Source organism: Streptomyces sp. NBC_00076 (genome assembly GCF_045041235.1).
Taxonomy (GTDB): domain Bacteria; phylum Actinomycetota; class Actinomycetes; order Streptomycetales; family Streptomycetaceae; genus Streptomyces.
In genome coordinates, this window is record NZ_CP108242.1 from 2129989 (window position 1) to 2142420 (window position 12432).

General features: G+C 68.2%; 15 protein-coding genes. 1 reads left to right on the top strand and 14 read right to left on the bottom strand.

The window, feature by feature from the left end:
* Positions 1–84 precede the first annotated feature (84 nt).
* The 10 genes from tatC to OHA64_RS09820 all read right to left on the bottom strand — a co-directional run bounded on the left by tatC (position 85) and on the right by OHA64_RS09820 (position 8674).
* A complete protein-coding gene (gene tatC, locus OHA64_RS09775; RefSeq protein WP_405623920.1) occupies positions 85–984 on the bottom strand; it encodes a twin-arginine translocase subunit TatC in 900 nt (299 codons plus the stop codon).
* Positions 985–1076: 92 nt separating this feature from the next.
* Positions 1077–1364, bottom strand: coding sequence for a Sec-independent protein translocase subunit TatA (gene tatA / locus OHA64_RS09780; protein WP_356771737.1), 288 nt, complete (start codon positions 1362–1364; stop codon positions 1077–1079).
* 232 nt (positions 1365–1596) lie between these two features.
* Positions 1597–1791 carry a hypothetical protein gene (locus OHA64_RS09785; protein WP_405610938.1) on the bottom strand — a complete coding sequence of 65 codons (195 nt, stop codon included), beginning with the start codon at positions 1789–1791 and terminating at the stop codon, positions 1597–1599.
* A gap of 124 nt (positions 1792–1915) precedes the next feature.
* The gene (locus OHA64_RS09790) at positions 1916–2203 is read right to left on the bottom strand and encodes a hypothetical protein (protein WP_405610941.1); all 288 of its coding nucleotides are present in this window, start codon (positions 2201–2203) and stop codon (positions 1916–1918) included.
* A gap of 124 nt (positions 2204–2327) precedes the next feature.
* A complete protein-coding gene (locus OHA64_RS09795; RefSeq protein WP_405610944.1) occupies positions 2328–3353 on the bottom strand; it encodes a helix-turn-helix transcriptional regulator in 1026 nt (341 codons plus the stop codon).
* A gap of 14 nt (positions 3354–3367) precedes the next feature.
* Positions 3368–4321: a helix-turn-helix transcriptional regulator gene (locus OHA64_RS09800; protein WP_405610947.1), complete on the bottom strand. Its 954-nt coding sequence runs from the start codon at positions 4319–4321 to the stop codon at positions 3368–3370.
* 129 nt (positions 4322–4450) lie between these two features.
* On the bottom strand, positions 4451–4822 hold the full coding sequence (locus tag OHA64_RS09805; protein ID WP_356771727.1) for an FKBP-type peptidyl-prolyl cis-trans isomerase: 372 nt from the start codon (positions 4820–4822) through the stop codon (positions 4451–4453).
* A gap of 82 nt (positions 4823–4904) precedes the next feature.
* On the bottom strand, positions 4905–5915 hold the full coding sequence (locus OHA64_RS09810) for an FKBP-type peptidyl-prolyl cis-trans isomerase (protein WP_405610950.1): 1011 nt from the start codon (positions 5913–5915) through the stop codon (positions 4905–4907).
* A 128-nt stretch (positions 5916–6043) separates the two neighbouring features.
* Positions 6044–7405 carry a Pup--protein ligase gene (pafA, locus tag OHA64_RS09815; protein ID WP_356771723.1) on the bottom strand — a complete coding sequence of 454 codons (1362 nt, stop codon included), beginning with the start codon at positions 7403–7405 and terminating at the stop codon, positions 6044–6046.
* 9 nt (positions 7406–7414) lie between these two features.
* Positions 7415–8674 carry an MFS transporter gene (locus OHA64_RS09820; RefSeq protein ID WP_405610954.1) on the bottom strand — a complete coding sequence of 420 codons (1260 nt, stop codon included), beginning with the start codon at positions 8672–8674 and terminating at the stop codon, positions 7415–7417.
* Positions 8675–8749: 75 nt separating this feature from the next.
* Here OHA64_RS09820 and OHA64_RS09825 point away from each other — a divergent pair, with 75 nt between their 5' ends.
* Positions 8750–9808, top strand: coding sequence for a LacI family DNA-binding transcriptional regulator (locus OHA64_RS09825; protein ID WP_405610957.1), 1059 nt, complete (start codon positions 8750–8752; stop codon positions 9806–9808).
* A 69-nt stretch (positions 9809–9877) separates the two neighbouring features.
* On the opposite strand, the gene prcA is transcribed toward OHA64_RS09825, so the two are convergent.
* From prcA to OHA64_RS09845, 4 genes are all read right to left on the bottom strand, one after another.
* On the bottom strand, positions 9878–10615 hold the full coding sequence (gene prcA, locus OHA64_RS09830; protein WP_405610960.1) for a proteasome subunit alpha: 738 nt from the start codon (positions 10613–10615) through the stop codon (positions 9878–9880).
* A 63-nt stretch (positions 10616–10678) separates the two neighbouring features.
* Positions 10679–11524 carry a proteasome subunit beta gene (gene prcB / locus OHA64_RS09835; RefSeq protein WP_405610963.1) on the bottom strand — a complete coding sequence of 282 codons (846 nt, stop codon included), beginning with the start codon at positions 11522–11524 and terminating at the stop codon, positions 10679–10681.
* Positions 11476–12066 (bottom strand): endonuclease VII domain-containing protein, encoded by a 591-nt coding sequence (locus OHA64_RS09840; protein WP_405610966.1) that lies wholly within the window; start codon positions 12064–12066, stop codon positions 11476–11478. Before OHA64_RS09840 ends, prcB begins: the two co-directional genes overlap by 49 nt.
* Before the next feature lie 32 nt (positions 12067–12098).
* Entirely contained in the window at positions 12099–12314 is a 216-nt protein-coding gene (locus OHA64_RS09845) for a ubiquitin-like protein Pup (protein ID WP_030932625.1), read from the bottom strand.
* Positions 12315–12432 lie beyond the last annotated feature (118 nt).

Sequence of the window (12432 nt, forward strand, 5' to 3'; positions counted from 1 at the left end):
GGCAACGCCGTGGGCATCCACAACGGCCCTTCGTTCTCCCCGGCCGTGCTGGTCCCACCGGCCGGGACGGTCCCGCGGTGCGGCTCAGGTGACGTCGTCGTAGCCGTTGACCACCGAGGTGCCCTCGGAACTCCCGCTCGCCTGGTGGGGCAGGGCCTTCGAGGCGGACACGGATTCGACCTCGCCGACGGTCTCCGGCGTGAGATCGAGAGGCGATGCCTCGTCGTCGTCCAGTTCGGCGTCGGGATCGGCGCGCCTGCGACGCCTGTCGTTCAGCAGGGCGATACCGACCGCGATGAAGTAAAGGATCACGATCGGTCCGGCGAGCGCGATCATGCCGAAGGGGTCGGTGGTCGGGGTCGCCACGGCGCCGAAGACGAAGACGCCCATGACCACACCACGCCACCATCCGGCCATCCGGCGGCCGGTCACCATGCCGCTGAAATTGAGCATGACGAGCAGCAGGGGCAGCTCGAAGGCGGCACCGAAGACGAGGATCATCCTGACGATGAAGTCCAGGATCTTGTCCATCGGGAGGATGTTCGCCGAGCCGTCGGGCGTGATCCCGAGGAGCACGCGCATGCTGATCGGCAGGACGCTGTAGGCCAGCGCGGCTCCACCCAGGAAGAGCGGCACGGCCGCGGCCACGAACCAGTACGTGTACTTGCGCTCATGCTTGTGCAGCCCCGGCGCGACGAACGCCCAGAGCTGGTAGAGCCAGACCGGACTCGAGATGATGATGCCCGCCATGAAGCACACCTTCACCGTGGTGGTGAAGGGGGACAGCAGGTCGGTGTACGCGATGACCGCGCAGGTACCGCCCGTGGACTCGCCCAGTCCGCTGGTACAGCGCGGGACGGGGTCCATCAGGAAGTTCATCAGCTCCTGGCTGTAGAAGGCGACCACCACGGACACGACCGTGATCGCCAACATGCCCTTCGCGAGCCGGTTGCGGAGCTCACGAAGGTGATCCGCGAGGGGCATCCGCCCCTCGGGGTCCTTCTCCTTCTTGCGGGCAGGCTTCAGCAACCCACGTTCCCATCTCGTGCGGCGGGCCGGAGGTCACCGGCCCTGCGTCAGCGCTTGGCGGTGTCCGTCGGCTCGGTGACCGGGCGCGAGCTGGTCACGTCGCCGGGGGAGGCCTGGATGGTGCGCTGAACGGGGGGCTGCTGGTCGTCGTTCGGCGGGGCCGCGGCCGTGGACGCGTTGTCCTGGCCCTCGGACTTCATCGCCTTGGCCTCGCTCTTCAGGATGCGGGCGGACTTGCCGAGCGACCGAGCCATGTCCGGAAGCTTCTTGGCGCCGAACAGCAGGATGACGATGACAAGGATGAGAATGATCTCTGTGGGGCCGAGCCTACCCATAGCTTTTACCTTCTTCACCGAGGCGACAGGAAGTTCTTGTGTTCGCTTGGTCGGACAGAGATCCGACCAGTTGGCTTTGGGCGATCGTAACCCGCAGGAGTAAACGTCAGGCAATGTCTGTGCGTACTCCATTTTCGGCCCGCGCCTCGTCCTCAGGCCGTGTCAATGAGCGTACCTGGCCCGGATGAGAAGTTGACAAGGCGCAGTGCCACAATCCCGCAGGACCCGCAACTCACAGGGCATCCACGGATCGGGCCGCGCTCAGCGAGGCCCGCTCCAGATCCTCGGCGGCGCGGTTGATCCGCCGGGCGGAGTCCGTGACCTGCCTGCCCAGACGCTGCGCCTCCAGAAAGACCCGGACCGCGAACACACCGAGAACGGCGAGACCCAGAAAACCCACAGTTACCGCGAACATCGGCCAGAACATGAACCGAGCCTAGACGGTCCGGCACGGCGGCCGACCGCCGACGGGTGCGCACGGTTCCCGGCGGAGGGGCCACTGGAAGCAGTCGCCGCCTGGGAGCCGCCGGTGGAACCGACCGGGACAGGTCCTAGGGGGACTGCAGCCGCAGGGTGCTGACCCCGCCGCCGGTGAGGAGTTCCACGATCCGCTCGCCGGCGGGCTTGCGGACGGAGGCGCCGCACTCCGGGCAGGTGAAGGAGTAGAACGTGGTGCGGCTGCTGCCGCCGATGGCGAGGCGCAGGGCGCTCGCGGCGAGCTCGAAGCGACCCCGGCAGTCCGGGCAGCCCGCCCTGAACGTCACCGGCGTCACGCTTCTCATTCCGGCGAACGCGGAGGCCACGGTCATGTCCGCACCGGACGTCGACGACTCACTCAAAGCCCCTGCTCCTCTTCTTCTGGGCGTTCGCGGACGGTACGCCACCCCCGGTTTCGAGGGGGAGCCGTGCTCAGTCGTCGGGTCACCGAACGGTCTCCCCTCACGACCGGCACTGGGCTGCGGCTCACTTGTGCCTGTCGTACTGCCCGTCATGCGCCCCGTGCGCCTCGACCCCGTCGTACGCCGCCAACGCCCCGCGGGCCGCCTCGCGGGCGCTGTCGGCGAGGTCGCGCGGCGACACGATCCGGCCATCACGCCCGAGGCGCAGCGCCAGCCGCCTGAGGGACGCCGGATCCGGGGTCCGCAGGGTGATACGCAGCCCACCGTCCGCAAGCTCATCCGCACTGTCGTGCGGGTAGTACTCGGCGACCCAGCGCCCGCCCGGGCCGACCTCGACGACGACCTCCGGGTCCTCCGCGGCGGGCTGCACCAGCGCCTCGGACAGGTCCCGCAGCTCGATCTCCGGCGGTGCGGCCGGCTCGTCGAGGATCTTGATCTCGGCGACCCGGTCGAGCCGGAAGGTGCGGCGCGCCTCGGAACGCCGGCACCAGGCCTCCACATAGGTGTGCCCGACGCTGACCAGCCGGATCGGGTCGATCTCGCGTTCGGTGACCTCGTCACGGGCGGGCGAGTAGTAGCGGATCCACAGGCGGCGCCGCTCGGAGATCGCCCGGTCGACGTCCGCGAAGACCCCGCCCTCGGACTCGAAAGTGACGGACAGCCGGGAGCTGGCGCCCGCCTGCTCACCGGCCGCGGCCTCCACCTTGGCGGTCGCACGCAGCAGCGCCTGCCGGTCGCTCTCCCGCAGGCCCGGCAGCGTGGACACCGCGCGGGCGGCGACCAGCAGCGCGGTCGCCTCGTCGGCGGCGAGCCTCAGCGGCTCGGCCGCCTCCGCGCCGAGGGCGGCGGGGTTGTGCCACCAGATCCGCTCACCGTCGGTGTCGATGTCGAGCAGGTCACCGCCCCGGAAACTGGTACCGCACATGGGCAGGATGTCGAGGTCGGAGACCAGTTCGTCCTCGGTGATCCCGAAGGCACGGGCCACGTCCTCGACCCGGGCGCCGGGCCGCTCCCTCAGATACGTCACCAGGGACAGCATCCGCCGGGTCTGATCGATGGCGTTGCCCGGCCTGGCCGGTTTTCCCACCACGTTCTTACGTCCCCTCAGCCCTTGGCCACGGCGCGCAGCCGGTCCACCACATCGGCCCGCAGCTCGGCGGGCTCCAGGACCAGCACGTCCGGCCCGAACTCCACCAGCCAGGCGTCCAGGCCATGACCGTACGGGATCTCCAACTCGTCCCAGCCGTCCCCCAGTTCCCGTACGGAGGTGGCCCTCGCCCGCAGCGGGTACCCCGAGCCGGTGCGCAGCCGGATCAGCGCGGAGCGTTCGGCGTTCTCCCCCGCCCAGCTCGCGACGGTCTCGCGCACGGTGACGACGTCCGGCACCGGGGCCGTGAAGCGCGCACCGCGTGAGCGCACCCGGCCGGTGATCCGCGACAGCCTGAAGACCCGCTCCGCTCCCCGGTCACGGTCGAATCCGGCCAGGTACCAGTGGCCGCGCCAGCACTCCAGCGCCCACGGCTCGACATGGCGAGGTTCGGGGTGGGCTGCGTTGGCCTTGCGGTAGTCGAACACGACCGGGCGGCGGTCGCGGCAGGCGAGCATCAACGGTTCGAACGCGGCCTCGTGCACCGGGATCCGGGGCTCCAGCGCGCTGTGCGCCTCGTACGGGTCGACGTCCTCCGGAAGGCCTGCCGCGCGCAGCTTCTGCAGGGCGCCGCTGGCCGCGCCGGCCAGCCGGGCCTGCTGCCACACCTTGGCGGCCAGGCCCAGGGCCGCGGCCTCCTCGGCGTCGAGGGTGATGGGCGGGAGGCGGTTGCTGTCGCGACGGGCCAGGTAGCCGACCTCGCCGTCGAGGTTCTCGACCGTTTCGATGACCAGGCCGAGTTCGCGCAGATCGTCCTTGTCGCGCTCGAACATCCGGTTGAAGGAGTCGTCGGACCCGGCTTCGAGGTAGGCCTCGATGGACTCACGCAGCTCGCGCTTGCTGAGCGGCCGCCGGGTCCCGAGCAGACACAGCGCAAGGTTCATCAGCCGCTCGGCCTTGGCAATGGCCATCGACGCCCTTCGCCTCCCTATGGTGCTTACGGACGTTGACCGTACCGCCCCGTGGTAGCGCGGCAAAAGCCGAGGGCCCATGCCCGGACAGGCATGGGCCCCAGGTGGTCGAGACCGGTCGTACGACGATCAGACCCCGAGGAGGTCGACCACGAAGATCAGCGTCTCGCCGGGCTTGATCGCCGGAGTCGGGCTCTGGTTGCCGTAGGCGAGGTGGGCGGGGACGGTCAGCTGGCGACGGCCGCCGACCTTCATGCCCTGCACACCCTGGTCCCAGCCCTTGATGACCCGGCCGCCACCCAGCGGGAAACGGAACGGCGCGCCACGGTTCCAGCTGGCGTCGAACTCCTCGCCCGTGCTGAAAGCGACACCCACGTAGTGGACGGTGACGGTCTGACCCGCCTGCGCCACCGCGCCGTCGCCCTCCCAGATGTCCTTGATCTCCAGGTCCGCCGGGGGCTCGCCGCCCGGGAAGTCGATCTCGGGCTTGTCGATGCTCACGTCTCTAGCTCCTGCTTGTGTACGGAAAGGCAACGGACACAGTGTTGCATCTCGGCGCGATGACAACCGGCCAGGATGACGACTACATCTTGGCCAGGATGTCGACCGAGAAGACCAGCGTGGAGTCCTTCTCGATGCCGCTGCCGGGCGGCGGGCTGTCCGCGTAACCCAGCTTCGGCGGGATGACGACCAGGACGCGGCTGCCGACCTTCTTGCCGGTCAGACCCTGCGCCCACCCCTTGACGACCTGCTGGAGCGAGAACGACGTCAGCTTGCCGCTGCTGTACGACGAGTCGAACTCCTTGCCGGTGTCCCAGATCACGCCCTTGTACTGCACGAGCACGGTGCTGTCCGCCGCGAGCTCGTCGCCATCGCCCTCGATGACGTAGTTCGCCACCAGCTTCGTAGGCGCGTCGGCCTTGGGGACGTCGATCGAGGGCGCCTTGCCGTCGGTGTTGGTCCCCACCTTCGGCAGGTCGGCGTCGTCCTGCGCCACGTCCTTGCCCTTGGCCGAACTCTTGGCGCTGAACGTCTCCTCGATGTCGAACACGAAGACCAGCGTGTCGGTGCCCTTGACGCCCAACTGCGTGTTACCCGCCTTGCCGAACCCCCAGGTCGGCGGCACCGAGAACTCGACCCGGCTGCCGGCCTTCTTGCCCGTCAACGCGTAGCGCCAGCCCTCCATGGTGGTGCCCTGGGCGATCTGGGTCAGCAACGGCGACTTACGGTCCCAGGAGTTGTCGAGGACCTTCGCTGTGTCCCAGAGCTGCCCCAGGTAGTTCGCCGTGATGAAGTCGCCCTCCGCGACGACCTTCCCGCCGCCCGCGACGAGCGTCTTCACCGCCAACTGCTTCGACGGGTCTCCGCTGCCCTTGGCGACGGTCGGCTTCTCACCGAACTTGGTGCCCGCGGTGATCGCCGGAAGCGGCCCGTCGACGATCTTCGGCGGGGGCGGGGCCGAGGCCGGAGCCGACTCCGACGCCGCAGGCGACGCGCTGTCGCTCGCCTTACTCGTGTCGGACTCGTCGTCGCCGCATCCGGCGAGTGCGACCAGTCCTGTGGGTACGGCGATGAGCAGTGAGCGTCGGCGCACAGCGGGGGCCTCATAATCGGTCGATCTTGTTGATGGAGTGCGCGCAACTCTACGACGTGAGAAGGGCGCCGTACGTGAAACGTACGGCGCCCGTGTTGCGTTCCGCGTGGTACTTCGAAACGCGTTGCTCACATTCCGGCGATGAGCTTCTCCACCCTGTCGTCCACCGAACGGAACGGGTCCTTGCACAACACGGTGCGCTGTGCCTGGTCATTGAGCTTGAGGTGAACCCAGTCGACCGTGAAGTCACGGCGCTGTTCCTGCGCCCGCCGGATGAAGTCACCGCGCAGCCGCGCCCGAGTGGTCTGCGGCGGAACCGACTTGCCCTCGAAGATCTTCAAGTCGTTGCAGATCCTGGCGGCTTGGCCCTTCTTCTCCAACAGGTAGTAAAGGCCACGACGACGATGGATGTCGTGATATGCGAGGTCTATCTGCGCGACCCGCGGGTGGGACATGGTCATGTTGTGCTTGGCCCGGTACCGCTCGATGAGCTTGTACTTCATGACCCAGTCGATCTCGGTGCCGATCCGGTCGAGGTCCTCGGCCTCGATCGCGTCCAGCGTGCGGCCCCACAACTCCAGGACCTGCTCGACGGTGCCGGTGCGGATGCCGCGACGCTCACAGAAGTCCACGGCCTTCTCGTAGTACTCGCGCTGCACGTCCAGCGCGGAGGCCTCGCGGCCGCTTGCCAGACGCACCTTGCGCCGCCCGGTGATGTCGTGGCTGACCTCACGGATCGCCCGGATCGGGTTCTCCAAGGTCAGGTCCCGCATCACGGTGCCCGCCTCGATCATGCGCAGCACCAGGTCGGTGGCGCCGACCTTCAGCAGCATCGTCGTCTCGGACATGTTCGAGTCGCCCACGATCACATGCAGACGGCGATAGCGCTCGGCGTCCGCGTGCGGTTCGTCGCGGGTGTTGATGATCGGCCGGGAACGGGTCGTCGCCGAGGAGACGCCCTCCCAGATGTGCTCGGCCCGCTGGCTGACGCAGTACACCGCGCCACGCGGGGTCTGCAGCACCTTGCCCGCCCCGCACAGAAGCTGACGGGTGACGAGAAACGGAATGAGAATGTCCGCGAGTCGGGAGAACTCGCCGTGCCGCGCCACCAGATAGTTCTCGTGGCATCCGTACGAGTTGCCCGCCGAGTCTGTGTTGTTCTTGAAGAGGTAGACGTCGCCCGCGATTCCCTCCTCGTGCAGGCGTCGTTCGGCGTCCACCAGGAGTCCTTCGAGAATGCGCTCGCCCGCTTTGTCGTGCGTGACCAGTTCGGTCACGTTGTCACATTCGGGTGTCGCGTATTCCGGATGTGACCCGACGTCGAGATAGAGGCGGGCGCCGTTTCGCAGAAAGACATTGCTGCTACGGCCCCATGACACGACACGGCGGAAGAGGTACCGCGCCACCTCGTCGGGAGACAGGCGTCGCTGTCCCCTGAACGTACACGTGACGCCGTACTCGTTCTCCAGCCCGAAAATGCGGCGGTCCATGAGTGAACATTACGCCCGATCCCCCGAGCTGAAACGGGGTTCGGCAGCACGGTTTGGATCATTTTCCGATGAAGACGCAACCACCGCACCCCCGCCGACAGCTGCGAGTACCCTCCCCGTGGCCAGCAGAACCACCAGCGACACAGCTCCCGCCGCACCCGGCACGGCGAAACCCCACAGCGCCCCGCCCACCTCGACGACCGGCCCCGTCAGCCCCGCCCCGACGGACGTACCCACGGTGAACGTGGTCACAAGCCAGGAGAACGCCTCGGTGACCGTCCCGCGCGGAGCGTGCCGGTCGACCAGCACGAAGGCACACGCGAGGACGGGGGCCAGGAAGACACCCGCCAGGACCGTCAGCAGCGTCATCGCGACCGCACCCGGCATCAGCGTCAGCGGCACGTAACACACCGCCAGAAGCGCCACGAGGACCTGCAGTCGTCGTGCCGGCTCACCGGTCCACTGCCGCGCCCCGTAGAACAATCCCCCGATCAGCGCACCCAGCCCTATGCCCGCCATCATCCAGCCGTACACCGCGTCACCGCCGTGGTCGTCCGCGTACGACACCGCCGCCACCGTGATGGAGCCGAGCGCGATACCGACGAACAGGAACGCTCCGAGCATGGCCAGCAGCCCGGTCGAACGCAGCGCACCGAGCCAGTGCGCCTCACGCGGCGCCGAACGCCACGCACGCGAGGGCGGCGACACGACCACGGACAGCGCGCCCAGCACGCCGACGGCGTTCAGGGCGAGCAGCGCCGCCGCCTCCGACCACAGCGACACGCACAGCGTGACGAGCAGCGGCCCGACGGCGAACATCACTTCCTGCGCTATGGCGTCCATGGCGTACGCCGTGAGCACCTTGTCCTCCTTGCCGAGGACAGAGGGCCACAGCGCCCGCAGGCCGCCCTCCAGAGGCGGCGTGAAGAGCCCGGCGGCGGCCACCGCGGCATAGGCGAGCGGCAGCGGCTCGACGCCCGTGAAGGCGAAGACGGCCATCGCGAGGCCCGACAGGACCGCCGCCGAGAGCTGGACACGCGGCTGGCCGTGCAGATCCACCAGTCGCCCCAGCACCGGCTGCCCCACCGCGTTGGCCACGCCGTAGACGGCCACCAGCCCGCCGCCGAGGGTGTACGAACCGCCCTCCGCACGCACGAACAGCATGACCGCGATCGCGGCGGTGGCGTTCGGCAACCGCCCCACCAGCGTCCCGACCAGCAGCCGGACGGCGTGCCTCGCCCTGAGGATGTCCAGGTATCCCGCGGCCATGTCCCACCCTTTGTTCGCCCGGTGCGCCGGTGACGCATGAAGTTGTACGTATAACTTCCCCGGGTCATACGTACCATGTGCGCTGTTCACACGTCCAGACGAAAGCGCAGGCAGCCGGTGGCCCGAGGCAGCACCCGCCCCACCAGCCGAGACGTCGCCCAGGCCGCCGGCGTCTCCCAGGCCGCGGTCTCCCTGGTCCTCGGCGACAAATGGCGAGGCCGAGTATCGGAGAGCACCGCCGAACGCGTCCGCGAAGCCGCACGCGAACTCGGCTACCGGCCCAACCTGGCAGCCCGCAACCTCCGCCTCGGCCACACCCGCACCGTCCTCCTCGTGGTGCCCGCCCTCACCACCGAGTTCTTCGCCGGCGTCTACACGGGCGCCGCCCGCGTCGCCGCCGAACACGGCTTCGGCGTCGTCCTGTACCCCTCCCCCGAGGGCGTCGGCCCCGCCCGCGACCCCTTCCACTCCGCCCAGGCCGCCCTCGACGGCGTCATCGCCTCCTCCATGGCCGCCGACGCCCTCACCGCCATCCGCGGCGACCAACTCCCCCTCGTGATGCTGGACAGCGACCCCTCCGGAAGCCTCGGCGCCGCCACCGTCAACCTCGACATCACCGACGGAGTACGACAGGTCGCCGAACACCTCCTGGGCCTCGGCCACCGCCACTTCCTCCACCTCGCGGCGGACGTACCCTCCTGGACCTTCGAGATCCGCGCCCGCGAACTCGCCGCCCGCACCACCACGATCCCCGGCACCACCGTCCGCACGATCCGCTCGCCCCTCTCCATCGAAGACGCCACGGCCGCCGCCCAGACCGCGCTCTCCGTCACCGGCCCCCGACCCACCGCCCTGGTCTGCGACGACGACAAACTCGCCGCCGGCGCCTACAAGGCCCTGCGCCGCCTCGGCCTGCGCGTCCCCGACGACATCTCCGTCACCGGCCTCGACGACCTCGCCCTCGCCACCGCCATCGACCCCGAGCTGACGACCGTACGCCTCGACGCCGAACTCTTCGGCGAACGCGGGATGCAGGCCCTCCTGGCGGTCCTGGAGGGCCGCACACCGCAGGCAGGGGACATTCCCGTCGAGCTGGTCGTCCGGGGCTCCACGGCTCCCCCCAGGGCCTCCTGAAACGACCTGTGCCCCGGCCGAGTGATCGACCGAGGCACACAAGACGTTCAACAGACGAGACGCGAGGCGTCACTCCTCCTCGGAGCTCTCCGCCTCCGTGGTCGCCCCGCCCGTCTCCAACAGCCGACCGAGCTGACGGCCGACGATCCGCTTGAACTTGCGCTTCTGCGGCCGCGTACGGTCCAGCACCGCGACCTCCAGACGCTCCGCGGGAATCTCCCGCTCACTGCCGTTCGTATCGCGGGACAGCGCCTGCACAGCGAGCTCGAGCGCCCCCGCCAGACTCATCCCGTCCTGATGACGCTGGTCCAGATAAGTGCTGATCTGCTCGGCGTTGCCGCCGACCGCGACCGAACCGTGCTCGTCCACGATCGAACCGTCATGCGGCAACCGATAGATCTGATCACCCTCCGCGGTCTCCCCGACCTCGGCGACCACCAACTCCACCTCGTACGGCTTCTCGGCCGAACTGGAGAAGATCGTGCCCAGCGTCTGGGCATAGACATTGGCCAGACCACGAGCGGTCACATCGTCCCGGTCATAGGTGTAACCACGCAGATCCGCGTAGCGCACACCACCGATCCGCAGATTCTCGTACTCGTTGTACTTACCGGCGGCCGCGAAACCGATCCGGTCATAGATCTCGCTGAACTTGTGCAGCGCACGGGACGGGTTCTCGCCGACGAACACGATGCCATCGGCATACTGCAGCACGACGAGGCTGCGACCACGAGCGATGCCCTTACGGGCGTACTCCGCCCGGTCGGCCATCGCCTGCTGGGGGGAGACATAGAACGGCGTCGACACCGGTTATCCGTCCCTTTCTGTCGAAGTCACTGGACCACCTGGCAGGAAAACCGAACCCGCCGACTAGAGAAGCGCGGCACGCGGCCCGTCGGGCTGCTCCAGCCGCCGCTGCAGAATCGAACGGGCGATCTCGGAGGACTCGTCCTCAGTGAGCCGACGGAAGCCGTCCTCGGTGATCACAGTGACGATCGGATAGATCCGGCGCGCGACATCGGGACCACCGGTCGCCGAGTCGTCGTCTGCCGCGTCGTACAGAGCCTGCACCACAAGAGTCGTGGCCTCGGCCTCGCTCAGGTCGTCGCGGTAGAGCTTCTTCATGGCACCCCGCGCGAAGACCGACCCGGAGCCGGTCGCGGCGAAGTTGTGCTCCTCGGAACGACCACCGGTCACGTCATAGGAGAAGATCCGGCCCTTGTCCCGGTCCACGTCGAACCCGGCGAACAGCGGAACCACGGCCAGCCCCTGCATGGCCATGCCGAGATTGGAGCGGATCATGGTCGACAGCCGGTTCGCCTTGCCCTCCAGGGACAGCTGCGCCCCCTCGACCTTCTCGAAGTGCTCCAGCTCCAGCTGGAACAGCTTCACCATCTCGACCGCAAGACCCGCGGTGCCGGCGATACCCACGGCCGAGTACTCGTCGGCCGGGAAGACCTTCTCGATGTCCCGCTGCGCGATGACATTGCCCATCGTGGCGCGACGGTCACCGGCGAGCACGACACCACCCGGGAACGTCACGCCCACGATCGTGGTGCCGTGCGGCGCCTCGATCACACCCTGGGTGGGCGGCAGCTGCCGGTTGCCGGGCAGGATCTCCGGCTGGTGCTCCGACAGGAAGTCCATGAAGGAGGACGACCCAGGCGTCAGGAAGGCAGCTGGTAGACGCCCGGTGCTACGAGTGTTGGCTTCCACGCGATTCCTTCCACGTAAGCAGCAGCCCGCCTTATGGCATCGGGCCGATCTTTGAACTGCCCCAGTGCGGCGTTGCAGCTGAAGCACAGTACGCCTCGGACCCTACCCGTGTTGTGGCAGTGATCCACATGCTCGGCGGGACCAGCTAGGCATATACAGCAGACCCCATGCTGCTCCGCGATCAGCGCGTCCCGCTCGGCTTCCGTCATGCCGTATTGACGCTTCAGATGCCCTTCGCGACCCTCGGCCGCTCGGCACGCTTTGCAGCGGGTCGACAACCCGTCCGAGGCGGTGGCATTTCGATGCCACTCACTCCACGGCTTGACCTCCCCGCACTTCAGGCAGAGCTTGTGCCCCTCAGGTACCTCAGCCTTGGGCCGGACCTTCTTGCCCAGGCTCTGCTGACGCTCCCGGTGGTAGTCGGACGCACAGTCCCGGCAATGCCTCTGGAGACCGTCAAGGTTTGACCGCCGTCGCGCGAAGGCCGCGTGCGGCTTGACTTCCCCGCACCGCACGCAACGCTTCGCCTCTTCACTTCCCAATTCCAGAGCCCCCGTAGCCTCTAAATCGAAGGCTACTCGCCGCCTTTCTGAACGAATGACCTCACGAAGTCCTCGGCGTTCTCCTCTAGGACATCGTCGATCTCGTCCAGCACCGAGTCCACGTCGTCGCTCAGCTTCTCCTGGCGCTCCTTGAGGTCTTCGGATGCCTGCGCCTCGGGCGCCTCCTCGACCTCCTCGGTGTTGCGCGTCGCCTTCTGCTGTCCGCCGCCGGTGTCCTTGGTCGCCATAACCCTCACCCCGCTCGGTTCGACGTTCTTGATCAGACCCTACAAGCAGGGTCCGACATCGGCCCCGCAGTTTGCTCAACGTCCGGGGACCACCTCGATGATTCCCGGACGCCGAGGA

Coding starts and splice junctions, on each gene's coding strand:
- tatC (WP_405623920.1), bottom strand. CDS start 984: ATGCCCCTCGCGGATCACCTTCGTGAGCTCCGCAACCGGCTCGCGAAG.
- tatA (WP_356771737.1), bottom strand. CDS start 1,364: ATGGGTAGGCTCGGCCCCACAGAGATCATTCTCATCCTTGTCATCGTC.
- OHA64_RS09785 (WP_405610938.1), bottom strand. CDS start 1,791: ATGTTCTGGCCGATGTTCGCGGTAACTGTGGGTTTTCTGGGTCTCGCC.
- OHA64_RS09800 (WP_405610947.1), bottom strand. CDS start 4,321: ATGGCCATTGCCAAGGCCGAGCGGCTGATGAACCTTGCGCTGTGTCTG.
- pafA (WP_356771723.1), bottom strand. CDS start 7,405: ATGGACCGCCGCATTTTCGGGCTGGAGAACGAGTACGGCGTCACGTGT.
- OHA64_RS09820 (WP_405610954.1), bottom strand. CDS start 8,674: ATGGCCGCGGGATACCTGGACATCCTCAGGGCGAGGCACGCCGTCCGG.
- OHA64_RS09825 (WP_405610957.1), top strand. CDS start 8,750: ATGTGCGCTGTTCACACGTCCAGACGAAAGCGCAGGCAGCCGGTGGCC.
- OHA64_RS09845 (WP_030932625.1), bottom strand. CDS start 12,314: ATGGCGACCAAGGACACCGGCGGCGGACAGCAGAAGGCGACGCGCAAC.